Annotated in this window: 22 protein-coding genes; 12 read left to right on the top strand and 10 right to left on the bottom strand. The window is 49.9% G+C overall.

All coding sequences use genetic code 11. The features are described from left to right. The first annotated feature begins 41 nt into the window (after positions 1 to 41). Both MO867_RS14645 and MO867_RS14650 read left to right on the top strand, forming a co-directional pair. Positions 42 to 443, top strand: coding sequence for an MFS transporter (locus tag MO867_RS14645; RefSeq protein ID WP_252470423.1), 402 nt, complete (start codon positions 42 to 44; stop codon positions 441 to 443). A gap of 64 nt (positions 444 to 507) precedes the next feature. Beyond that, positions 508 to 840 (top strand): MFS transporter, encoded by a 333-nt coding sequence (locus MO867_RS14650; RefSeq protein WP_252470465.1) that lies wholly within the window; start codon positions 508 to 510, stop codon positions 838 to 840. Between the two features lie 96 nt (positions 841 to 936). Here the strand turns inward: MO867_RS14650 and MO867_RS14655 are convergent, their stop codons facing one another. Together MO867_RS14655 and MO867_RS14660 are read right to left on the bottom strand one after the other, a co-directional pair. Beyond that, positions 937 to 2973, bottom strand: coding sequence for an NADPH-dependent 2,4-dienoyl-CoA reductase (locus tag MO867_RS14655; protein WP_252470425.1), 2037 nt, complete (start codon positions 2971 to 2973; stop codon positions 937 to 939). A 215-nt stretch (positions 2974 to 3188) separates the two neighbouring features. Then, positions 3189 to 4082 (bottom strand): LysR family transcriptional regulator, encoded by an 894-nt coding sequence (locus MO867_RS14660; RefSeq protein ID WP_252470427.1) that lies wholly within the window; start codon positions 4080 to 4082, stop codon positions 3189 to 3191. A 108-nt stretch (positions 4083 to 4190) separates the two neighbouring features. Here MO867_RS14660 and MO867_RS14665 point away from each other — a divergent pair, with 108 nt between their 5' ends. From MO867_RS14665 to MO867_RS14690, 6 genes are all read left to right on the top strand, one after another. Beyond that, a complete protein-coding gene (locus MO867_RS14665) occupies positions 4191 to 4865 on the top strand; it encodes a histidine phosphatase family protein (RefSeq protein ID WP_252470429.1) in 675 nt (224 codons plus the stop codon). Positions 4866 to 4880: 15 nt separating this feature from the next. Continuing rightward, positions 4881 to 6113, top strand: a complete 1233-nt coding sequence (locus tag MO867_RS14670; protein ID WP_252470431.1) for an acyl-CoA dehydrogenase family protein — start codon at positions 4881 to 4883, stop codon at positions 6111 to 6113. Beyond that, positions 6106 to 7161 (top strand): phosphotransferase, encoded by a 1056-nt coding sequence (locus tag MO867_RS14675; RefSeq protein WP_252470433.1) that lies wholly within the window; start codon positions 6106 to 6108, stop codon positions 7159 to 7161. The genes MO867_RS14670 and MO867_RS14675 overlap by 8 nt, the downstream gene beginning before the upstream one ends. 92 nt (positions 7162 to 7253) lie before the next feature. Continuing rightward, positions 7254 to 8030 carry an SDR family oxidoreductase gene (locus tag MO867_RS14680; RefSeq protein WP_252470435.1) on the top strand — a complete coding sequence of 259 codons (777 nt, stop codon included), beginning with the start codon at positions 7254 to 7256 and terminating at the stop codon, positions 8028 to 8030. A 2-nt stretch (positions 8031 to 8032) separates the two neighbouring features. After that, the gene (locus MO867_RS14685; RefSeq protein ID WP_252470437.1) at positions 8033 to 8809 is read left to right on the top strand and encodes an SDR family NAD(P)-dependent oxidoreductase; all 777 of its coding nucleotides are present in this window, start codon (positions 8033 to 8035) and stop codon (positions 8807 to 8809) included. A 38-nt stretch (positions 8810 to 8847) separates the two neighbouring features. Then, positions 8848 to 9306, top strand: coding sequence for a MaoC family dehydratase (locus MO867_RS14690; protein ID WP_252470439.1), 459 nt, complete (start codon positions 8848 to 8850; stop codon positions 9304 to 9306). A 146-nt stretch (positions 9307 to 9452) separates the two neighbouring features. Here the strand turns inward: MO867_RS14690 and MO867_RS14695 are convergent, their stop codons facing one another. From MO867_RS14695 to dinB, 4 genes are all read right to left on the bottom strand, one after another. Further along, positions 9453 to 9959 (bottom strand): hypothetical protein, encoded by a 507-nt coding sequence (locus MO867_RS14695; RefSeq protein ID WP_252470441.1) that lies wholly within the window; start codon positions 9957 to 9959, stop codon positions 9453 to 9455. 174 nt (positions 9960 to 10133) lie between these two features. Continuing rightward, complete coding sequence (locus MO867_RS14700; protein ID WP_252470443.1) at positions 10134 to 10595, bottom strand: hypothetical protein; 462 nt, start codon at positions 10593 to 10595, stop codon at positions 10134 to 10136. 13 nt (positions 10596 to 10608) lie between these two features. Then, positions 10609 to 11136 carry an RNA polymerase sigma factor gene (locus MO867_RS14705; protein ID WP_252470445.1) on the bottom strand — a complete coding sequence of 176 codons (528 nt, stop codon included), beginning with the start codon at positions 11134 to 11136 and terminating at the stop codon, positions 10609 to 10611. A 273-nt stretch (positions 11137 to 11409) separates the two neighbouring features. Beyond that, on the bottom strand, positions 11410 to 12486 hold the full coding sequence (gene dinB, locus MO867_RS14710; RefSeq protein WP_252470447.1) for a DNA polymerase IV: 1077 nt from the start codon (positions 12484 to 12486) through the stop codon (positions 11410 to 11412). Positions 12487 to 12571: 85 nt separating this feature from the next. Here dinB and MO867_RS14715 point away from each other — a divergent pair, with 85 nt between their 5' ends. Further along, positions 12572 to 13114 (top strand): carboxymuconolactone decarboxylase family protein, encoded by a 543-nt coding sequence (locus tag MO867_RS14715; RefSeq protein WP_252470449.1) that lies wholly within the window; start codon positions 12572 to 12574, stop codon positions 13112 to 13114. 37 nt (positions 13115 to 13151) lie between these two features. On the opposite strand, the gene MO867_RS14720 is transcribed toward MO867_RS14715, so the two are convergent. The 4 genes from MO867_RS14720 to mutS form a co-directional block, all read right to left on the bottom strand. Then, positions 13152 to 13319 carry a DUF1328 domain-containing protein gene (locus MO867_RS14720; protein ID WP_252470451.1) on the bottom strand — a complete coding sequence of 56 codons (168 nt, stop codon included), beginning with the start codon at positions 13317 to 13319 and terminating at the stop codon, positions 13152 to 13154. Positions 13320 to 13418: 99 nt separating this feature from the next. Next, a complete protein-coding gene (locus tag MO867_RS14725; protein ID WP_252470453.1) occupies positions 13419 to 14069 on the bottom strand; it encodes a polysaccharide deacetylase family protein in 651 nt (216 codons plus the stop codon). Between the two features lie 60 nt (positions 14070 to 14129). Then, positions 14130 to 14453 (bottom strand): ferredoxin FdxA, encoded by a 324-nt coding sequence (gene fdxA, locus MO867_RS14730; RefSeq protein WP_252470455.1) that lies wholly within the window; start codon positions 14451 to 14453, stop codon positions 14130 to 14132. Positions 14454 to 14592: 139 nt separating this feature from the next. Beyond that, positions 14593 to 17271: a DNA mismatch repair protein MutS gene (mutS, locus tag MO867_RS14735; protein WP_252470457.1), complete on the bottom strand. Its 2679-nt coding sequence runs from the start codon at positions 17269 to 17271 to the stop codon at positions 14593 to 14595. Between the two features lie 1229 nt (positions 17272 to 18500). On the opposite strand from mutS, the gene MO867_RS14740 reads away from it, so the two are divergent. The 3 genes from MO867_RS14740 to MO867_RS14755 all read left to right on the top strand — a co-directional run bounded on the left by MO867_RS14740 (position 18501) and on the right by MO867_RS14755 (position 22995). Further along, positions 18501 to 19361: an alpha/beta hydrolase gene (locus MO867_RS14740; protein WP_252470459.1), complete on the top strand. Its 861-nt coding sequence runs from the start codon at positions 18501 to 18503 to the stop codon at positions 19359 to 19361. Between the two features lie 1210 nt (positions 19362 to 20571). Then, positions 20572 to 21960: an ATP-dependent RNA helicase DbpA gene (gene dbpA, locus MO867_RS14750; protein WP_252470461.1), complete on the top strand. Its 1389-nt coding sequence runs from the start codon at positions 20572 to 20574 to the stop codon at positions 21958 to 21960. Between the two features lie 849 nt (positions 21961 to 22809). After that, positions 22810 to 22995, top strand: coding sequence for a hypothetical protein (locus tag MO867_RS14755; RefSeq protein WP_252470463.1), 186 nt, complete (start codon positions 22810 to 22812; stop codon positions 22993 to 22995). Positions 22996 to 23126: the final 131 nt, after the last annotated feature.

The following is a 23126-nucleotide window of genomic DNA, read 5'->3' on the forward strand; positions in this document are numbered from 1 at the left end:
CGACCAGAGCGCTGCTTGATCAGGCCTGTTGAACACCAGAATTGACAATAACTCTTGTGGGTGTATGGGCGGGGCTTAGTGCGCAGCAATCTACTTTCGGGTTGACTTCTTTTAGCTATTTACTGCTGGCATTGGCTTTCCTATGGGGGTTTGCCAAAACCGAGAGTGGTCGTGTGGCAAACCTGCGACGGGGTGCTGCAATTTCACTAGGCGACACACTTTCGATTTTACGTCGCGATCATATGTTCCTTGTTGTGATTATTGCCAATATCCTGTCGTTGTTTATCTATGCGCATATGGATTCGAGTCTGGTGCAATACCTTACCCGAATTGAGGCGCCTCGATTGGTGGAGCTGATATCCAGTATGATCTTTGTCAACGCGCTGACAATTGTGTTGCTTCAGTTCCCAATCATGAAGTTAATGGGATACTTTGAGTATTAATGCTCGTATTAGGGTCGGTTTGGTGATCTTAGCCACTTCCCAATTGTGGTACGCCCTTAATTCGGTGGATTGGTTTTGGGGATGGCTGGGGGCGACCTTTGTTTTGAGTTTGGCAGAGGCAATTCTATTCCCGACGATGAGTGTACAAATCGATCGATTGGCCCCATCCCATTTACGTGGGACTTATTTTGGTGCCTCATCTTTTTATGCGATCGGCTGGTCTATGGCGCCATTGATTGGCGGTCTGGTTATTCAGTGGTGGAGTGGCCCCATACTTTACGGTTCGTTGGTGGCCTTATGCGGAGTGGTATTTGTGCTCTATCGATTCACAGAATATTTATCCCGTCCGGTATGGCCGGAACAGGAGGAGGGTCTGATTGCCGATGCGGAAGCCTGAGTATCGTAGATTCCGATATAAAAATCGGTGAAAAAATACCCCCGTCAACATTGGCTGACGAGGGTATTTTATGGCTGGCTGTGGTTAGTCAGCTCTTCAGATTTCTGCGGCGAGGCGTGAGCCTTGATCAATTGCGCGCTTGGCGTCGAGCTCAGCGGCTTCGTCGGCGCCGCCAATCAGATGGGTTTTGACACCGCTTTCTTGCAGGGCGTCGTACAGTTTGCGTGCGGGCTCCTGGCCGGCGCAGACGATGATGTTATCGACTTCCAGTAACTGCTCTTCGTCTCCAACGCGAATATGCAGACCTTTATCGTCGATTTTTTCGTAAAGGGCTCCGGCGATCATCTGTACTTGGCGGTGTTGCAGGCTGCCACGGTGAATCCAGCCGGTGGTTTTGCCAAGGCCAGCTCCCACTTTGGTAGTCTTGCGCTGCAGCAGATAAACCTGTCGCGGAGTGGTCACAGCTTCACGGGGTTTGAGGCCTGAGCGCTGTTCCAGCTCAATATCCACACCCCACTCACTGAAGAACTCTTCCTTGTCACTGGTGACTACGGCTTCTTCGGAAGAGTGCGGGCCGTCGTGGGTCAGGTATTCTGCAACGTCGAAGCCGATTCCACCAGCGCCAATGATCGCAACCTTTTGGCCGACTGGTTTTTTGTGCTTGAGTACGTCGAGATAGCCCATCACCTTGTCGCTTTCAATACCGGGAATCGGCGGGGTGCGCGGCTCGATACCTGCGGCAATAATTACCTCATCAAAAGACCGTAGGTCCTCTGCAGTAGCGATGGTTTCCAATTTTACTTCAACATCGGTGACTTCGAGGCGACGTTTGAAGTAGCGTAAGGTTTCCTGGAACTCTGCTTTACCAGGGATCTGTTTGGCGATATTGAATTGGCCACCGATTTTGTTGCTGCCTTCAAACAGAGTCACCTTGTGGCCGCGTTCGGCGGCGACGGTGGATGCGGCCAAGCCGGCAGGACCGGCGCCGATCACGGCAACTTTTTTCACCTTGTCGGTGGGGAGGTAATTCAGTTCGGTCTCGTGACAGGCACGTGGATTCACTAGGCAGGAAGTGAGTTTCAGCTGGAAAGTGTGGTCCAGGCAGGCCTGGTTACAGCCGATGCAGGTGTTGATTTCGTCGGCGCGGTTCTCTGCAGCCTTGTTGACGAAATCGGAATCTGCGAGAAATGGACGCGCCATGGAAATCATATCGGCCTGGCCGGAGGTCAAAATTTCTTCAGCGACTTCTGGCACATTGATACGGTTGCTGGCGACCACTGGGATGGAGAGATGCTTTTTAACTTTCGCGGTGATATCGGTGAATGCAGCGCGAGGTACGTTGGTGGCGATAGTGGGCACGCGGGCCTCGTGCCAGCCGATACCGGTATTGATAATAGTGGCACCGGCTTTTTCGATAGCCTGACCGAGAGAGACCACCTCGTCGAAGTCGCTGCCGTCTTCAACCAAATCTAGCATGGACAGGCGGTAGATAATAATGAAGTCTTCGCCAACGGCCTCGCGCACACGACGTACAACTTCAATCGGCAGGCGAATGCGGTTCTCAAAGCAGCCGCCCCACTCATCGGTACGCTTGTTGGTGCGTTTCACAATGAACTGGTTAATGAAGTAACCTTCGGAGCCCATGATTTCAACGCCATCATAGCCAGCTTCCCGGGCCAGGGTGGCACAGCGGACATAGTCGTCGATCTGCCCCTCAATCTCTTCGCTGGTCAGCTCGCGAGGAGTAAAGGGGTTGATTGGTGCCTGAATGGGGGAGGGGGCGATCAGGTTTTCGTTATAGGCGTAGCGGCCGGTGTGCAAGATCTGCATGCAAATCTTGCCGCCTTCGGCATGAACGGCTTCGGTGACTTCCCGGTGCTGCTGCGCTTCTTCCGGGGTGTTCATCTTCGAGGCACCCTTAAAAACGCCGCTTTCTTCGTTGGGTGCGATACCACCAGTTACAATCAGGCCAACGCCACCACGGGCGCGTTCGGCATAAAAGGCCGCCAAACGGGTAAAACCACCGGGGTGTTCTTCCAGGTTGGTATGCATGGAGCCCATCAGTACCCGGTTTTTCAGGGTGGTGAAGCCCAGGTCCAGGGGGGCAAGCATATTAGGGTAGGCTTGGGACATGGCAAATTTCTCTTCTTGTAACCTTTGGGGTTCATTTATGTATATGCAAAGAGTTGCATATTGCTGCCCCGCAGGATACCAAGACGGCATAGCGTGAAACAGTGACTTAACCGGTCGAAATCAGTGATCAATTACGGGCCCTGATTTAACCTTTATGCGTCTTATTCTCATCTATAAATGCAGCCCTTTTTGTCACGTTTCCACTCTTGTATTTTTTACCGGTCTATCAAGTTTATTAGCTTTGTCCGCAGCCATTGGTTGGCCGGATCATCATGATGGTTTTTATGCCAGAGCAGGTGCCAGTCCACTTGTGGCATTTGGAACGGTAGTTCGAATAGTCGTGCAGAATACTGTCTCGCCAAGCTGGCGGGGACGGTGAGTGCAAGATCTGTACGTAGAACCACCAGTGGGGCGACTCGGTAGTGTTGCACCCGCAGTTTGATATTTCGGCGGCGGCCCAGTTTATTCAGAGCGATATCCTCCAGGCCCGGGCCGCTGCGGCGGCTAGATACGTGAATATGTTCCAGTTGTAGGTACTGCTCCAGGGTGAGACTGGCTGATTCTGCCAGAGGGTGATCTTTCCGCAGCATACAGAGATAGCGGTCACGCATCAGGCTCTGCTGTTTGATTTGCGGTGCCGTGGCTAGGGGAATATCCAGAGCGAAATCCAGCGTATTGGCTGCCAGTTCCTTAACCAGATTCTCTCTCGGTATATGAAATGATTCGACGGTGATACCAGGGGCCTCCTGCTCCAATGTTTCCAGGAGTTTGGGTAATAGAAGGGTTTCCGCCATATCGTTCATGGAAAGTCGCAGGGTTTTTCGGGCTTCCTGGGGGATGAAATGGCGCTGTTCGTTGAGGCTCGCTCCCAATAGAGATAGTGCTTCCTGTACCCGCGGCATAATACTGTCAGTCAATGGCGTGGGGGCCATGCCGGTTGGACTTCGTGTGAACAGTGGGTCATCCAGTGTTCTGCGCAGCCGGGCCAGAGCATTACTTACAGCGGGTTGGGTGATATGCAGTTGCTCTGCGGCACGGGTGAGGTTTCGAGTGGTATAAATTGCCTCTAGCACGGGAAAGAGATTCATATCGATTCGCTGCAGCTGCATTGCAATCACCATCATAACGGTTGTGAATGATGAGATATTCGCACAATAAACTTTAATGATCCAAATGCCGGGGCTAGGGTTGGATCTCGTTGAAGGGAGGGAGGTCTATTGGCTGAGTTTATTTTGGTGCGTCACGGGCAGGCGTCATTTGGTGCGGATAACTATGACAATCTATCAGAAATTGGCTGGCAGCAGTCTCGTTGGCTTGGGGAATACTGGCGAGATCGGGGAATAGGTTTCGATCGATTGATCTGTGGCGATTTGTTGAGGCACCGGCAGACTACTGAGGGTATTTATGAGGGGCTGGAGATCTCAAAGAAAGCCTCTTACAGCGTATTTCCCCAGTTGAATGAGTTTGATTTTCTCGCTGTGGTCCGCCTCTATGGTGCGCTTTACCCGGATAGGGTCCCGGGCCCCGATGCGAGCCGTGTAGATTTCTACCGTTTTCTCAAACAGGGTATGTTGGCTTGGGCCGGGGGGGAGATTGCCCCACAGGAATCCTGGATTGACTTTGAAGCACGTATCGCTGAAGTCCGAAAAAATATTTGCGACAGTCCCAAAGGCAGCCGAACTTTGATTGTCAGTTCTGGTGGTGCCATTGCCATGATGCTAACGCAAGTGCTGGGTGGCCCGGTGTCTACGGTAGCCAATCTCAATATGCAAATCCAAAATACGGCGATTAGCCACCTTTTCTTCAGCGCAGAAAATATCAGTTTACATAGTTTTAATCATGTGCCGCACCTGAACAGGGACAAGCGCCGTGAATACATCACATACAGTTGATAGGGGCAGGTATCGATGGAATTTGAATATTCTGAAAAAGTGAAAGGCTTGCTGGAACGCCTGCAAAGTTTTATGCACGAGTATGTATACTCTGCGGAAGCCATTTTTTTGCAGCAATTGCAAGAGGACCCTTGGGGCCAGCCAGCGATATTGGCAGAGCTTAAATCCAAGGCCCGAAATGCGGAACTATGGAATCTGTTTTTACCGGACGCGCGCTTCGGTGCGGGCTTGACTAATCTGGAGTACGCGCCGCTCGCCGAGGAAATGGGGAAAGTGCTGTTTGCATCCGAGATCTTTAATTGCAATGCGCCAGATACCGGCAATATGGAAGTTCTAGCGCAATACGGATCTGGAGAGCAGCGCGAACAGTGGTTAAAACCACTACTCGATGGGCGAATTCGTTCAGCTTTTGCGATGACTGAACCGCGGGTAGCCTCTTCTGATGCTACCAACATCGAAACATCGATTGTGCGTGATGGCGATAGTTATGTGATTAACGGCCACAAATTTTATATCAGCGGCCTGATGAATAAACGCTGTAAAGTGATGATCGTGATGGGTAAGAGTGATCCCGAAAACCCCAATCGCCATCAGCAGCAATCACAAATCTTAGTGCCTACGGAAACAGCGGGAGTGAAGATTGTTCGACCGATGACTGTATTTGGTTATGACGATGCACCGGAAGGGCATGCAGAAGTTATTTTTGAGAATGTCAGGGTGCCCGCTGCTAATTTAATTCTCGGAGAAGGGCGTGGGTTTGAGATTGCCCAAGGTCGTTTGGGGCCAGGCAGAATCCATCACTGTATGCGCCTTATTGGTCAGGCGCAGAGGGCGCTGGAAATGATGGCAGCACGGGCTGAACAACGGATTGTTTTTGGGCGCCCAATGAGTAAACAGGGATCGGTACGAGAAGATATTGCCAAATCAGCCTGTGAAATAGAGCAAGCCCGTTTGCTTACGCTGAAGGCAGCCGCTCAAATGGATCAGCAGGGAAATAAAGCGGCCAAGGATTTAATTGCAATGATAAAAATTGTTGCGCCGCAGATGGCTTGCAGGGTAATAGATCGCGCCATACAGATTCACGGCGCCGCTGGATTGGGGCAGGATTACAGCCTTGCTCACCATTACGCCTATGCGCGCACAATCCGTTTGGCCGATGGTCCCGATCAGGTTCATATGATGCAACTGGGAAGAAATCTGGCCGCTCGATATGCATCCATTGAGACTCATGGAGGGGGCCGTGACTGATAAGGTTAGAGCCAAACGCAGCGATATTGAAGAGCTGCCTGTTGAGCATTTGCAAACTTATTTATCAGAAAAGGTGGAAGGGTTTCATGGATCCGTGACTGTGATCAAGTTTCCCGGCGGCCAGTCGAACCCCACCTTCAAGTTACAAACACCTACTAAGTCTTATGTTTTACGTCGCCAACCACCAGGTAAGTTATTGAAGTCTGCTCATGCGGTAGATCGGGAGTATCGGGTGATGGCAGCGCTGGCTGAGACCAATATCCCTGTTCCCAAGGTGTTACACCTTTGTGAGGATCGCGAGCTGATCGGCTCGATGTTTTATCTGATGGAGTACTGCGAAGGCAGAATTTTTTGGAATGCCGCATTGCCAGAAGTAAAGCCGCAGCAGCGCACAGCCATGTACGATGAAATGAATCGGGTACTGGCGGAGATGCACAGTTTAGATATCAATGCGGTGGGTCTTGCAGAGTTCGGGCGCCCGGGTAATTATTTCCAACGTCAGCTGGAGCGCTGGACTACCCAATATCGAGCCTCAGAGTTACAACCTATCGCTGCAATGGATGAGCTGATTGCCTGGTTGGCGGATGTTTTGCCGGAGGATGATGGGCGCATAGCCTTGGTTCACGGTGACTACCGTCTGGACAATATGATATTCCATCCCCAAGAACCCAGAGTGATTGCACTGCTCGATTGGGAGTTGTCCACACTGGGCCATCCTTTTGCCGATCTTGCCTATCAATGTATGCAAATGCGCATGCCGGCGGGCGAAGATAAAATGTCCGGACTTTTGGGTCTTGATATTCAGGCCTTGGGTATACCTTCGGAGAGCCAGTACATTGGCAAGTACTGTGACCGTATGGGTATTAAGGGTATTGACAACTGGCCGTTCTATTTGGCCTTTAGCTTCTTTCGCTTGGCGGCGATCGTTCAGGGCGTAGCTAAGCGTGCGGAAGATGGCAATGCCTCCAATAAAAATGCCGCAAAACTTGGAACCTTAGTCGAGCCCTTGGCGAGTGCTGCATTGGGTATTGCCGCAAAAGGGTATTGAGAAAGACCTTAAGACAGCCCCAGTTGCGTCTTTTAAGAGACTCGGCATCATACATTGCCTGATTGAATATTGAGTAATTATAAGGATAAAAAATGGCAAAAAATATTTTTGATCTGTCGGAAAAAATTGTACTGGTTACCGGCGCTAGCCGGGGGATTGGTGAGGCGACGGCCAAGCTCTTGGCCGAGCAAGGCGCCCACGTCTTGGTATCCAGCAGGAAAGTTGAGGGTTGCCAAGCGGTAGCAGATGCCATTGTAGATGCCGGTGGGAGAGCCGATGCACTGCCTTGCCATATCGGTAATATGGAAGATATTCAAAAACTGATTGCTACTATCCGTGAGCGTTTTGGGCGCTTGGATATTCTGGTAAACAATGCAGCGACCAATCCCTATTTTGGGCATATTCTGGATACCGATCTCGCGGCATTTGAAAAAACTGTTGAAGTGAATATTCGTGGATACTTCTTTATGTCCGTTGAGGCGGGGAAATTAATGCGGGAGCAGGGCGGTGGTGTCATTGTCAATACGGCTTCAGTCAATGCATTACAACCGGGTGTCGGGCAGGGTATCTACTCAATTACTAAAGCGGCTGTAGTCAATATGACCAAAGCCTTCGCTAAAGAGTGCGCTCAATTTAACATTCGCGTAAATGCTTTGTTGCCGGGGCTGACAAAAACAAAATTTGCCGGAGCTCTTTTTTCTCACGAAGAAATTTATAAAACCGCTGTAGGGCATATTCCCATGCACCGCCATGCAGAACCCGAAGAAATGGCCGGAACAGTGCTCTATTTGGTTTCCGATGCCTCGAGTTATACGACTGGGGAATGTGTGGTTGTGGATGGCGGATTAACTTCTTGCGGAGGGATTTAACTGTGAGTGATCCTATTCTGGATTTTAGTGGACATGTTGCCCTGATTACCGGTGCCGCCAGTGGCTTTGGCAAACTGCTGGCTCTGGAACTTGGTGCGCGCGGCGCGAAGCTGGTGCTAGGGGATGTCAATGAAGGTGGGCTGATGCAGTTGGCCGATGATTTGGGCAGCCAGGGAATTTCTGTACGTGCGCAGCGCTGTGATGTTTCTAAAGAGCCGGATTGCGCAGCACTGGCACAATTGGCTCAGGTAGAATTTGGTCAACTGGATATTTCTGTCAACAACGCTGGAATTGCGCCGCCGATGATGTCTCTTAAGCAGACAGACGAAGCGATGATGGATTTTCAGTACAGTGTCAACCTCAAGGGTGTATTTCTAGGTCTTAAGCATCAGCTGCCGCTGATGAAAGAGCGTGGCGGGGCTGTACTGAATGTTTCTTCTATGGCAGGTTTGGGGGGTGCCCCTAAAATTGCCTCTTATGCAGCAGCAAAACACGGCGTTATTGGTTTGACCAAAACAGCCGCGATAGAGAATGCCAAGTACGATATTCGCGTGAATGCAATCTGCCCATTCTTTTGTCTGACCCCAATGGTTACTGATATCGAAACCGCTGATGCCAGCCCGGAGCAATTGCAGGCATTTCTAGCCCAAGGTTGCCCGATGAAGCGTCTGGGGAAACCTGAGGAAGTGGTGGCAGCAATGCTAATGCTGATTTCGCCAAAAATGACTTATATCACGGGACAGGCATTGGCGGTTGACGGCGGTTTGTCTGCCTACTAATACCTGAGCCGAAATTTGAAATCGAAAAGGAGTATTCGATGCCTGTGCAAATTATACCAAGTGATCTCAGTCAATATATTGGCCTTGAAACTGAACCCACTGCTTGGTTTGAGATTGATCAGCAGAGAATTGATAGCTTTGCTGAGTGTACGATGGACAGGCAATTTATCCATGTTGATCCCGAGGCTGCTAGAAAAACGCCATTTGGTGGCACCATTGCACATGGTTTTTTGACGCTGTCCCTACTGCCTTATTTTATTGAGTCCCTTCAGATGCACGTTGAAGGTGCTCATATGGGGGTGAATTATGGCTTGGATAAAGTACGATTTATCCACCCGGTAAAAACGGGTAGTCGAGTGCGGGTACAGGGGGAAATATTGGAGATACTGGAGAAAAAAGAGGCCCACTACCAAATCAAGCTATTGGTAACTATGGAGATTGAAGGGGAGAAAAAACCCGCTTTGATCGCGGAGTGGATTTTTTTACAGATTACTTAAATGCTCTATTGGAGGTGCTTTGGGGGGGGCATTTTAAATCTGTACATTAAAATCCAGATATCAGATGCCGATGACCGTGAACGCGTTGCTAAAACTTTTCCTTTTCGGGTTTAAGTCATAACGGATTCAGTCCCCCGTCTTCTGCCTTACAGGGAGGCCAGGGCTTTGCGTACAATATTCAGGTGTGAGACGGGAATACCTTTTTTATAATCGGATCCGGTAAAATCAAATTGTTGCACTTCAATAAAAGGTGAGAATAGCGGTCCTCCCCAGTAGGGGTTTTTCCCCCACCAGCCGTATTTTCCCGCAGTCCTGGGGTTTTTTTGGTAGAAATTTTGGGCCTTCTCTATATTGTTATACTTGAGCTGAAATACCCTCCCATCTATTAGGCTGTGGGCGTCAAATGTCACCAAGTGCAGAATAGGAATTTGTTGGCGACCGAGTAGATTGGCTATTTTGATAGCGCTATTTCCCCCGCGGCTATAGCCAAATAACATTGCAGCTTTGCCGTGCACAATGCCATCAATTAAGTAGTGGCAAGTTGCCGATCTTTGGTTTGGGGAGAACAAGCTACCGCCAAGCTGATTAATAATAGACTTAAGTGCCGGGTTATCTCCAGCAGATGGTCCGCCGGCACCATAGATACCTGCCACTATATAGTGGTCTAATTGGGCTTGACGTTGTTGAGGATTGTTCGATTGTGTACTTGATGTCAGGGTGAGCTCCAGGAACGGTTGAGTTCCGGTAAATGCTTATACCTTTGCCAGTTGATTGTTTTTATTTTTCATTACTGCTATATACGGATGCTACTGGTATCACGAGAGTCATCAATTTCGAGAAGCTGTGTGCGGTAAAATACGGCAATGCCGTTTGGCACTCTTGCGCAGTTCTTGCGGTAAGGGGTTACTGTCTACTGACTTCTGTTCAGCCCGCCAGTAGTGACACAGAGCGACATATTCACCTTCATGTATCTGGTTGCGCAGCTTGAGCCAGGGGTCCTCTTTGGGAATCGACGGAGCAGCAGTGTCTTTCCAGTCTCTCAATACAGGTTCGTGCATTAGATCGCTGGCGCTTACCTGGTGTGTCAATGCGCCTAAGTACTGCGCGGGATGGACCAGCAGTAGTATGGCAATGACGACACTGCAGCTTACCGTAGCCCGGGATACCAAGTGATTGAGATTGGCTTTTGGCTTGTAAGTTTGTGCAGTCTTGAAGACTTCATCATCAAGTTGTGGGGGGGAAGCCAATGCTTCGGCTTCTTTATAATACTGATGTTCCCAATTATTCATTTCATTACCTCGGTTACTCTTCGATAACTTCTACTTGCCAGGGTTTCCTCTCGGAACCGTAAATATCATCGTTCAGTTTGGAGCGGGCGTTGTGGTACATGTCCCTGCAGGTATTCAAAGAAAGGCGCTCTATATCTGCCACGGTTGCTAGGGGTAATTTGCACTCCATGTGTAGTAGCAAAATGTTGCGTAACTGTGGCGGCAGTTTTTGGATAGCGCTGAGCACCCTGTGTTGCCGGGAGCCTCCCTCGGCAGTTTCCTTTACTGTGTAAGAAAATTCATGTTTCAGTAGCTTGTTGATTGTTATAAAAAGCCAGCTTTTGAGAATTCGCCCATGTAGTTCTGGTGGATTTTTCAATAGTCCGCGCCAGAGTTTTTGCAGTAACGGTGCGGCAGCAGATGGCGCCATTTGCATGGAGTAACGATACAAGGAATCCTTGTGTCTACAGTAGAGCAGGCGGAATACGGCGGGGTTACGCGTGTCCTTGTAGTGTTTATAAAGCGCCTCGTCAGACAGGTGGCGTAATGCTTTGCGAGACAATGTTTTGGGCCTCCATATACGGATTATCCCGTCTCATACCACAGGTCGAGGATTGGGTTTACGCGACGTCAATTAAGAAGATTGTAGTATGGTTCTGCGTCGTATTTATTCTCTGGCTAATACTTCTACTGTCAGCCGATGTCACTTCACGACAGATACGAATCTTCGAGCCAGCGAAGTATAGTTGCCCGTGGTTTGGAGGAAAGGCGCTGAGGTAACGGCCAGCGCCAGATTTCCGGAAAAAACTGATGTGCCAAATAAGAAAAAATGGCGTCAGAATGTGGCTTGTTCCGGCAATGGTAGTGGTAATTGGAGAGGCCCCTGGCCCGCCCGTAGGTCAGTGAGGCGGAGTCCGAGTCCTAGAAGGCGGATGGGCGCAGGGCGCTTTTCACGACATTCCTGTAGCAAACGGCGAAATTCAGAAATTCGCCCGGCACGGCTGCTGCGTTCGTGAGTACTGGTAGAGAAGTCAGCGTACTTTACCTTTACAGTGGCGCTATTCACTTCGTAGCGGTCGTCGAGTTTTTCCAGGCGCTCCAGCAAGCGTATATAAAGCTCTGTCAGCTGTTCGAGCCACTCATCAAAATCGGACAGGTCTTCGCGAAAAGTGCGCTCGACACTGACACTTTTGCGAGCTCCATCCCCACTCACCGGACGCTCATCAATTCCGCGGCTAAGCTCGTATAGGCGGCGGCCAAATTTACCAAATTGTGTGCTGAGTTCAATCTGAGTAAAGCGCCTCAAGTCCGCGCAGGTGCGAATGCCCTGGCGGTGCATTTTCTCTGCAGTCACACGGCCGACGCCGTGTATCTTATTAATGGGCAGGCGCAGTACGAACTGATCCACGTCTTCGGGAGTGATGACTGTCAGCCCATCCGGCTTGCGCCAGTCGCTTGCGATCTTGGCGAGGAATTTATTAGGTGCGACCCCTGCAGAAATAGTGATGCCCAGATTCTCTTGCACTCGCTTACGGATCTCCTCGGCTATTAGGGTGGCACTGCCATGGCAGTGACTGCTGTCGCTAACATCCAGGAAGGCCTCATCCAGTGAGAGGGGCTCAATATCATCGCAGTAATCGAGGAATATTTCCCGGATCTGACTGCTCACCTCCCGGTATTTGGCCATGTTGCCGGGTACTACAATCAAATCAGGGCAAAGTTTCTTGGCCTGGGCAGTAGGCATCGCTGAACGAACGCCGTAACTGCGGGCTTCGTAGTTACAGGTAGAGATGACCCCCCGTCTATCGCTATTGCCGCCAACGGCCAAGGGGCGTCCACGGAGGTTGGGGTCGTCACGCATTTCGACCGAAGCATAGAAACAATCGCAGTCGCAGTGAATGATCTTTTTCATGCTGTGATTATATACAGTGTTTTACTGTACCAGGAAGTAATTTATGTCACACAGGCAAGCGCTTGTGACTACAGGTAGGTGAATCATGAGCAGTATCCCGCTGGTAGAGAGCCCGGCCTCTGATGAGGTGGCCAGGGTCTTCGCCGAAATTGAGGATGAGTTGGGCGGTATTCCGAGCCTGTTTCGGGTCTATGCGCAGCATCCCGGCCTGCTTGAGGCAAACTGGTACAAGTTTAAAGCAGTGATGATTCACGGATGTTTATCGGCGCAACTGAAGGAGGCCATTGGCCTGGCAGTCTCTGCCGATAACCACTGTGATTATGGTATCTACCACCACAGTACCTCACTACAGATGCTTGGCGTGGAAACCGATGAAGTCATGCGTATCCGTACAGACCCCAAGCATGTGCACTTTTCCGAAAAGGAACATGCGCTGTTCGACTTGGCGCGCAATGCGAATAGCGCACCAGATGACCATCGTCAGCACCTGATAGCTGCATCGCGAAAATTGGGTGCTGGCGATGATGAAATTTTAGAGGCGCTGGGTGTGATGGAGTTGGTACTGGGTTTTAACCATTTGGCCGAAGTGTTGAGTCTGGACCCGACGCGAGCACCCCACGTAAAGTGACGCGGGGGTCGACAGGGGAAGATTAATAGGAAATCTACTATTTTGGTGGCCTGGGTCTGCCAAATATCAGTGCCAGGATAAACAACACAATAAAGATAAAGAATAGAACCTTGGCGATCTCTGTGGCGGTAGAGGCGATACCGCTGAAACCAAAGAAAGCTGCAATCAGTGCAATGATCAGAAAAGTGACAGCCCAGCGCAGCATGATGGTGGCTCCCTGTTAGATGAAGGGAGCTGCAGTGATGCCAGCACCCATTCTGCTAATTAATAGGGTCCTTTCCGTTCAGTTCCAAATGGTACGGACTCAATCCGCAGTTAGCTGTTCCAGAGTGACAAAGTGGAACCCCGCCGCTTTGAGTTGTGCATTGATCAGCGGGAGAGCCTCAATAACTTGATGATACTGGTCATACATGGGGTGTAGTAGTACCACACTACCATGTTTGGCATTTTTGGATAGGTAGTCGGCAGCGGCTTGAATGTCACCTTGTTGTAGATGTTGACTCGGGTCTAAATCCCAGTGGGCGATTTTGAAATTTTGGTCTTGTAAGAGAGTGCCGAGTTCTTCGGATATTCTTCCAAAAGGTGGCAGGAACATTGGCTTGTCGATATAGCCGTGGCGTTGTAATAAACGGCAGGTTTTCTTGATCTCTTCCTTGGCACTACTCAACGACATTTGGGCGAGATCCATATGGGAATAGCTGTGATTTCCCAGCTGATGTCCGGCGGCGATGATTGCCTGGGTCTGGTCGGGAAATTTTTCCATTTCCCGACCGATGGGGAAAAAGGTAGCGGTAATCTGCAGAGACTCTAGTTGCTTCAGTAAAGACTCCGTCTTGCCGGGTACCGGGCCCTCGTCGAAGATCAGCGCGATCTGCTTTCCACTTGCCTGTGTGGCCTGCGTATAAACCGGAAAAATTGAAAGCCAAGTGCAAACGACAGTAATTATTATTTTCATTATTCCACCCTGTCTGCGAAAAGAAAAAAAGCCGTCGATGACGGCTTTTTTAGTTTGTTGCTAGCGCTCCAGCTGCTCCAGCTTGCCCTTCTTACCGTCCCACTCCTCGGCATCGGGTAGAGGATCTTTTTTCTCGGTGATATTGGGCCAGACCTCGGAGAGCTCTGCGTTCAGCTCGATATATTCCTGCTGATCGTCTGGTACCTCATCTTCCGAGAAAATCGCATTGGCGGGGCACTCCGGCTCACACAGGGCGCAGTCAATACACTCGTCCGGATGAATGACCAGGAAGTTGGGGCCTTCGTAAAAACAGTCTACCGGGCAAACCTCTACACAGTCCGTGTATTTGCACTTAATGCAGTTTTCCCCAATTACGAATGTCATGTTTGTCCCTCGATAGTGCCACTGAATTCTTTGTGCCGCGGATTCTATCAATTACTGGCGCGAATTGTAGTGGCTTTTCAGTCGATTTAGTTCACTGTTTATAACAGGATGTATTGGGCGACAGATGCCGCCCAGTCCTTTACTTCAATAACTTGTGCAGAGAATAGAGCGCCTCCAGCGCCTGGCGTGGCGTCATATCATCCGGATTGAGCGCCTCCAGGGCATCTACTGCGGGATGACCGGGGCTGCCAAACAGGTCAACTTGTTGGGGAGAGCCAGGCAGTGCTGGCGTCGCGTCCACAGGGGCAGCGAGCGTACTTAGTGTCTGCTTTGACGTAGGCGCTGAAGCCGATATCGAAGTGGAAGTTGTGACGGAACCGGGTACATCCACGGACTGCGCGCCAGCTTCCAGAGCGGCCAGGCGGGCGCGGGCCTCGGTGAGTACATCGGCGGGAATACCTGCCAGCTTGGCGACCTGCAAGCCGTAACTCTTGGAGGCGGGCCCCTCCTGAATACGGTGCAGGAAGACAATACCCTCGCCGTGCTCGGTGGCATCCAAATGGATATTGGCGGCTTCGGGGCACTGCTTGGGTAGATCGGTCAGCTCAAAATAATGGGTCGCGAACAAGGTGAAGGCGCGAACCTCCCCGGCTAAGTAGTGGGCACAGGCCCAAGCCAGGGAAAGACCGTCATAAGTGCTGGTACCGCGGCCGATCTCATCCATCAGTACCAGGCTGTGTTCGCTGGCATTGCGCAGGATATTGGCGGTCTCGGTCATCTCCACCATAAAGGTGGAGCGCCCACCGGCCAGATCATCGGCGCTGCCGATACGCGTAAAGATACGATCCAGCAGGCCGATCTGGGCGCTATCTGCAGGCACATAGCTACCGCAATGGGCGAGCAGGGCAATCAATGCTGTCTGGCGCATATAGGTAGATTTACCACCCATATTGGGGCCGGTAATCACCAACATGCGGCGATCGTCGCGCAGCTCGATATCGTTGGCGACAAAGGGGCCGTCCAACACCTGCTCTACTACTGGGTGGCGTCCGCCGCTGATATTCAGGCCTGGCTCAGTGCCCAGCTCTGGGCGGCAAAGGCGCAGATCGTCGGCGCGTTCTGCCAGGCAGGCCAGTACGTCCAGTTCGGAAATGCCCGCTGCAGCGGCTTGCAGTTCTAGTAGGGATTCGTTCAGTTGGTTAATCAGTGCTTCATACAGCGCTTTCTCCCGCGCCAGCGCGCGGCTCTTCGCAGAGAGGGCTTTATCTTCAAACTCTTTCAGTTCTGGAGTGATAAAACGCTCAGCATTCTTCAAGGTCTGCCGGCGGATATACTCTGCCGGCGCCTTATCACTCTGACCGCGGCTGATTTCAATAAAGTAGCCATGAACCCGGTTATAACCCACCTTTAAGGTGGGAATACCGGTGCGTTCCTTTTCTCGCAGCTCCAGTTGCACCAGATAATCCCCGGCGTTTTCGCTGATAGCCTGTAACTCGTCCAGTTCTTCATCGTACCCGGGAGCGATAACTCCGCCGTCGCGCATGACGACGGGTGGATTTTCAACAATGGCCTTCTGCAATAGGTCCACGGTCTCCGGCCACTCTCCGACTTGGTTGCACAGCGCTTTCAGCAGAGAGGCGTCTGACTCGGCCAATTGCTGTTGGATCTCCGGGAATTGTGCCAGGGACTGGCCTAAGCGCGCCAAGTCGCGGGGCCGCGCGGAGCGCAGCGCCAGGCGGCCCAGGATTCGCTCCATATCACCCACAGGCTTGAGAGCATTGCGCAAAGGCTCAAAATGGTAGTCTGTAATCAGTGCAGCGATGGCATCCTGGCGGTTGCGCAGTGTGGTGAGTTGGCGCAGTGGGTTGTTTAGCCAGCGGCGGAGCAGGCGGCTTCCCATTGCCGTTTTACAGCTATCGAAAACCGACAACAGGGTATTGTCATCACCGCCATTCAGATTCAGGTCGATTTCTAGGTTGCGGCGGCTGGCACCGTCCAAAGCCACGGTTTCATCGCCACTCTCAGTCACTAATCCACGAATATGAGGCAGATCAGTGCGCTGGGTATCCCGCGCATATTGCAGCAGGCAGCCGGCGGCCACGATGGCACCATGCATATTGCTGCAACCGAAGGCCTCCAGGTTCATGGTACCGAACTGCTGGTTGAGCAGACGCAGCGTGGTTTCCAATTCGAATTCCCAGGGTGCACGGCGGCGCACACCGGCGCGGCGCTCAATTTCTAAGGGTAGGGAAAGATCTTCCGGTGCCAACAGCTCAGCCGGGTTGTGGCGCTGAACCTGCTCGGCCAACGCTTCCAGGGTATCTGTCTCTTGTACTACAAAACGGCCGGTAGCGAGATCCAGCAATGCCAGGCCGAACACATCGCCCAGATAGGAAATTGCCGCCAACAGGTTATCGTGGCGGTCGTTAAGCAGAGCCTCATCGGTGACAGTACCGGGAGTAACAATGCGTACAACCTGCCGCTCAACGGGCCCCTTACTGGTAGCCGGATCGCCAATCTGCTCACAGATGGCAACAGACACTCCCGCTTTGATCAGGCGAGCCAAATAGCCCTCGGCCGCATGGTAGGGGATGCCAGCCATTGGAATCGGCTCTCCCCCAGACTTGCCCCGCGCGGTGAGGGTGACATCCAATAGCTCGGACGCCTTCTTGGCATCATCAAAGAAAAGCTCGTAAAAATCTCCCATTCGGTAGAACACCAGCTCCTGCGGATGCTGGGCCTTGATGTGTAAAAATTGCTGCATCATGGGAGTGTGCTCGGGTTTTTCGGCCTTGGTCTTACTTGCGGTTTTAGGCATTTTTCTCTAAGAAAATCAATAAGTTACAAAAGTGTTCGCAAACCCCCAGAGCCCCGCAGGCGGTGCGGCTGGCTCAGATTGAGGTTGGAGGCAGGTTTGTTTGCGGGCTTATCAGTAAGAAGTGCTCGCTCAAATATCGAGCGGCAAACCCAATGTCCCTGAAGCGCACAATCGCGGAGGGCCTGGGCGGAAGCCCAGCCCCTGTTTTGAAGGGCTTCTTTATAGGGGGCGCAGAATAGCAGAGTGGGGGGCAAACCACTATGGATGGGTGGCTGCAAAGGAGAGCGGCAGCGCTTGGGGTAACCCGGTAGTATATCTGTGCCTAAGTTAAGGACAGTTGCTGGCGAGTGTTGTTAATCCGTTCTTCTAATTCGGGCGCGCTGCCATCTAAGCTCTGCTCCTGTATTCACACCTTTGAGATGAAACAGCGCAGTGAAGCGCCCAAAAAATAAGACTCTGAAGTTTTCTAGGATTACTAAGGCTCTAAGTTTGATGGCGATAGCCATCTAGCCAGGATTCCGCATCAGAAAGACGTAATGGAAATGAGGTCTGCTTTGTAGATCAAAAAGAGCACCGCTATCAGTCAGAAAAGGTCAAAAACCACGGATTTCCGAGGGGTTCGAGAAATGATCTATCGCAGGCAAAATGCGCAAATATACTGCTGTGATTGAAACCGTTGATGTCTACTGATCGATTGATTGCCAATTTAATTCGCCAGCCATTTACCTCAGTGCTATCTAGCCCCCCGATTAAAGCAAATTAAGTTATTAACGCGATAGCTATCGGTTTACTCATGGTTGAAAGTCAAATCTCCCGTCGTCACAAATAGATCAACAGTCGACCCATAAACTGAGAAAGACATTGGTGCATAGATATAGGGAAGTTATCTCTTTGAATTCAACAAAATACGTACGAATGTACAGTTTGCTAGAAAGCATGATCAGAACTGAGCCAAGATTTCGGTCGTCGTGACCGTTATTTTGATTAGAATGCGAATCGCGGTCAAAAAAAGTAAATACAGAGGGTTGTGTATGCCGCACTATTAGGGGATGGTGGCCAAAATGACCGCTTTCCCAGTTGGTTCTTTAGTCTAAATGGCTTTGCTTTATTGATTCAGTGGAAGAAGAAGGCGTGTTGCCGTAAATTTGTATTAGATATAGTGATCATGATGACCACTATATAAATGTTAACCGCATTTAATCCTCGCACAATTAAGGTCAAAGATGTTCTTGAATTACATTAGATTAGCATTTGCAGTATTGGTTTGTTCCTCTGTTCAGTTATGGGCTAAGGAGGCTACAGAATTTACAATCCCAAACACTCATACTTTACAAATAAAATCCGAAACAAGCGGATTAGAATATGAGCTATATGTTCGTTTACCTAAAGGTTATTCAGCAAGTACTAAAAAATACCCAGTAGCAGTGTTAAATGATACAGGTTACTCGATTGCAGTAGCGAGTGGTATTGTGCACCTTATGGCAGGTAGAGATATTGAGGATGTCATTATCGTCGGAATTTCATATTCTAAGGGGCATAATCTTCTGATTAGCCGTACAAGAGATTACACACCAACATTTGCCCCAAACGAGAAGAGGGGACATTCCCAAGAGGCTCAGAAGCATTCAGGTAAAGCAAGGCAGTACATAAGTTTCATCTCTGACGAGGTTTTACCTCTTATTAGTAAAGCATATCGTATCAGACAGGATAAGAAAATATTTGTAGGGCATTCCTATGGTGGCTTGCTAGGGGCAAACATCTTGATAAGCAATCCAGCGTTATTCGATTACTACATATTAGGTAGTCCGTCGTTTTGGTATGACAATAAAGTGATGTTTCGTTTAGAAGCTGACTATGCAAAAAAGAATAAGGCTATGAAAGCAAATGTATTCATGTACATTGGCAGTGAAGAAGGTGATATGGTTGATCATATGCTGGAATTTGACGAGCAGTTAAAATCGCGAAATTATCAAGGGTTAAACGTTCAACCGAAAGTATTGCCAGGGTTAACTCATTACAGTGCCTTTGCTGTGTTATTAACGGATGGCCTACAAAAGGCGATTCCCAAGAAAAAAGTAACTAACAGATAAGGGTAGGCCGCGAGTAGCCGCGTCCCTGATGTTATCGAGAGCTTACTCCTTAACCTGAGAGTGTTGTGGTCAAGTCCAGACGGACTAATGACTTGAGCAAACTGCATGGAGGCATTGCACTTAGGGCAGCGCATTGACGGTCGGGTTTTTGGCTTAAGCGTCTCAAGGACAACTTTGAGAGTCAGTTGTACAAGCTGTAATAATCGTTTGGCATTGCTGTGTAGAAAGCCATAATCGCGCTGCCGCCGAAAGCCCTTGGGGAGTATGTTGTAGTACCAGCCATAGAGAGTCAGCGCTCGGTAGTGTCTGAAAGTATCAGACCAATACACCCACTCCGCGGCTCCTGCAACCAGACTTGCTCTTGCAACCAGACTTGCTCTTGCATTAAGGATTAAGCATCTGGTTTTTCACTGTGGCATGTCTCAAATGACACATTTTTGCCCCTGGGTCAATGACCGAAGAATGGTATCATTCATATACTTAATAGACGTGGATTCATGTTCCTCCGGGTGTGACTTATCTGGTTTTTATTTCTCTTTTGACCATTCCCATCGGAAAATATCCGTAAAACCCACGTTCAATTCAAGGTGCCATCAATGCTGAAATATTCATCTTTCAAAGCAGGTTTTTTTTACGGGTCACCTCTGTGATTTCCTTAAAGAGCGGAATAACCTCAGACTCCAGTAGTTGATACCATTATTTTCTGAGTAGAGAGTGGTTTCGCGTGAGATCGCCTACCGAAATCCTAAAAACTAGCGAGGCAGTAAGTTGTAATTTATTTGCACCATCTAGCGGTCTTTCACTGCAAATCATGTACGGAATCTGCAGTCGCTGTGTTTTTGATGAGCGTTCAGTTGATATAGCTTCATGGCTTTATTCACAATCTGCTGAATCGAGTCTGGGCCCGCGCGTGAAGGGCGCTGCTTAGGAGTAAAAAATCCCAGGTGAGCTGTCGTGAATCAAGCTATCTTTTGATGGCGGGGCCCTGCATCATCATAGAGTATCAAGAGTTTATGTTTATGGTATCCTTTTGAAACAAGCATCTATGCTCGGGTATTCCAACAGCCCGTCAGATACCAATTTCTGAAATCAACCCTATATTGTCCAGACTGCAAAATGCAGTAGTGATTAAGCCTAAGAAGATGAAAATCGCGCCCCTGGATGATAGAGTGATACATGAATCTGACATCCAACGACTCTAGGACTCACCTTGACCGCACCCTTTTCCGACCTGCCACTGAAGCCCGCCCTGCTGAAAAACCTGGCGTCTATGAACTACACGGCCATGACCGAGATCCAGGCCAAGACACTCCCGATTATACTGGATGGGAAAGACGTCATCGCACAGGCAAAAACCGGCTCGGGTAAAACTGCGGCATTCGGCTTGGGGGTGCTGCATAAGCTCAATGTCGACCAGTTTCGAATTCAATCGCTGATTCTGTGTCCAACGCGGGAACTGGCCGATCAGGTTGCACAAGAACTGCGCCGACTGGCCCGAGCGATTCACAACATTAAAATTCTGACGCTGTGCGGCGGCATGCCGTTCGGCCCGCAGATCGGCTCCTTGGCACATGGGGCCCACATTATTGTTGGCACACCCGGGCGTATCGAAGAGCACCTGCGCAAGGGGACGCTGTCGCTTGAGCATGCCGATATGCTGGTCTTTGATGAGGCCGACCGGATGCTCGATATGGGGTTTCAGGATGTCATGGATACCATCCTGGCACAGGTGCCAGCCGAGCGACAATCGTTACTGTTTAGTGCAACCTACCCGGATGAAATCGGACAACTCAGTGCTCGAGTCATGCAAAAACCGGTGATGGTACGAATTGAGTCCGCACACAGTGAGGATGTGATCGAACAACGCTTTTACAAAACAGAGAGCTTCGATGATCGTCTGGAGATGGCCCGGCGCATTCTGCTCAATGACAAACCAACTAATACCTTGATTTTCTGTAACACCAAGCGCGAAACCGATGACGTGGCCGATGATCTGAAACAGGCCGGATTCAATGTGCTTGCTTTGCATGGCGATATGGAGCAGCGCCAGCGTAACGAAACCCTAATTCGCTTCGCCAATGGCAGCGCCTCGATCCTGGTGGCCACCGATGTGGCGGCAAGGGGTCTGGATATCGACAAGCTTGATGTCGTCATCAACTTTCATATCGCCAAAGACCCGGAAGTGCATACCCATCGCATAGGCCGGACCGGTCGAGCCGGTGCGCGCGGTTGCGCGTACTCCTTTTTTGCAGAGAAGGAAGGTCATAAGCTTCTGCGTATGAATCTGACACAAGATCCGCTGTCCGATCCGGATACACCGCCACCGGCCAATATTTTAAGTGAGCCTCCGTTTCGGGCGCCAATGGCTACTTTGCAGATTGATGGCGGCAAGAAGCAGAAAGTTCGTCCAGGCGATATTCTGGGTGCGTTGACCGGAGGCGATCACCCGATCAACGGGCAAGATGTTGGCAAGATCACTGTCCTGGACCTGACTGCTTATGTTGCGATCAAGCAAAACGTGGCAGCGCAGGCACTTAAAAAGATTGAGAATGGAAAACTGAAGGGGCGAAAATTTAGGGTGCGACGCATTCGGGGATAAATTGTTTGATTCTTATTCACTCAATGGAGAGACGCTGCTATAGAGCAAATTCCACCCGGCCAGCATTAAAAACAGATTAATCATTTGTCATAGCAACACCCCCGCTCTTTGTTGTGTAGCCTTTGGTATCGACTCCGATCGATGCCAAAGGCTACAGTACCAGCAACATCGTTTGGTTTTGAGTCCAGGCACAAATCCAGAATCAACTCTATATAGTTAATTAGTACAAACGATGTGGAATTTGTACCGAGGCAAGTCCTTGGGTTTAGTTTTTGAGACAACATATAATCACTGATCGGTGAGTCATTAAATTTATTCTTCATCACTTGATTGATAGTCATATCGGCATCTCGGTCTTCCGTGAAAAATATCAAAATGGTGGAGGTTTCAACTGGCCTAAGATCTAGCTATCCTGTTGAAGATCATCTTGTTTTCTGTTCAAAAGGCATTACCTCAAGCCGATCTATTTAATGGCAATGTGAGTACAATGTCCTCGGCAAGCATTGTCGTGTGATACCGTTCCGTACTTTACCGGTATCGCAAACCTCGTAAGTGGTTATCGTGATCGGATTGAATTGCCTTTCGTTACCAAGGGAAATAAGGTTAAAAAATAAATGTATATGCTCTGCTTGGTACATAACATAGAAGGTTTTCTGAGGCATGGTAATATCGGTTGGTTGGCTTGGACAACTGGCCTCAAGTCGATCCAATTTAACTTAAGGAATGAAGTTGGGTAGTGCGCGAAAATCCATCCCCATTTTTTACTAGGGAAACCTGGGGAATTGCAGTCTTCTCCGTGACTGCGTATCTACAGCCTTATTACGCCTCAAGGAAGACTAATGAGTGTTGATGAGCTTACCGTTAGCAAAGAGCAGTTACCTGTGGGTTTTTATGGGCGGAAAGCAAGTACGAATAACTTATTCCTCGCAAATAGGTGGAATGGGTGTGGTTGAGTATATTAAAGGCAGTGCTGATGATATTTGGTTACACCAAATGGAAGTGTGGGAGGTTCGCTGTGAGCGAAATTTGGATTAATTTACAGGTGATAATTGTTAGCTATAGCTTTGTTGTCTGTATTAGGAAGCCTGATTTCAGTAAATTAAAGTAGAGGTATTTCAACACTTCGGACAGTTTCATACAGCTATAGCCCCATAGTCACTGTACTG

The organism is Microbulbifer okhotskensis (assembly GCF_023895975.1).
Lineage (GTDB): Bacteria > Pseudomonadota > Gammaproteobacteria > Pseudomonadales > Cellvibrionaceae > Microbulbifer > Microbulbifer okhotskensis.

Bases quoted from the DNA above. Each gene is read 5' to 3' on its own strand.
- mutS (WP_252470457.1), bottom strand. From the start codon at position 17,271: ATGCCTAAAACCGCAAGTAAGACCAAGGCCGAAAAACCCGAGCACACT.
- MO867_RS14655 (WP_252470425.1), bottom strand. From the start codon at position 2,973: ATGTCCCAAGCCTACCCTAATATGCTTGCCCCCCTGGACCTGGGCTTC.
- MO867_RS14715 (WP_252470449.1), top strand. From the start codon at position 12,572: ATGAGCAGTATCCCGCTGGTAGAGAGCCCGGCCTCTGATGAGGTGGCC.
- MO867_RS14725 (WP_252470453.1), bottom strand. From the start codon at position 14,069: ATGAAAATAATAATTACTGTCGTTTGCACTTGGCTTTCAATTTTTCCG.
- MO867_RS14755 (WP_252470463.1), top strand. From the start codon at position 22,810: ATGAGCTTACCGTTAGCAAAGAGCAGTTACCTGTGGGTTTTTATGGGC.
- MO867_RS14690 (WP_252470439.1), top strand. From the start codon at position 8,848: ATGCCTGTGCAAATTATACCAAGTGATCTCAGTCAATATATTGGCCTT.
- MO867_RS14720 (WP_252470451.1), bottom strand. From the start codon at position 13,319: ATGCTGCGCTGGGCTGTCACTTTTCTGATCATTGCACTGATTGCAGCT.
- MO867_RS14660 (WP_252470427.1), bottom strand. From the start codon at position 4,082: ATGCAGCTGCAGCGAATCGATATGAATCTCTTTCCCGTGCTAGAGGCA.
- MO867_RS14670 (WP_252470431.1), top strand. From the start codon at position 4,881: ATGGAATTTGAATATTCTGAAAAAGTGAAAGGCTTGCTGGAACGCCTG.
- dinB (WP_252470447.1), bottom strand. From the start codon at position 12,486: ATGAAAAAGATCATTCACTGCGACTGCGATTGTTTCTATGCTTCGGTC.
- MO867_RS14700 (WP_252470443.1), bottom strand. From the start codon at position 10,595: ATGAATAATTGGGAACATCAGTATTATAAAGAAGCCGAAGCATTGGCT.
- fdxA (WP_252470455.1), bottom strand. From the start codon at position 14,453: ATGACATTCGTAATTGGGGAAAACTGCATTAAGTGCAAATACACGGAC.
- MO867_RS14680 (WP_252470435.1), top strand. From the start codon at position 7,254: ATGGCAAAAAATATTTTTGATCTGTCGGAAAAAATTGTACTGGTTACC.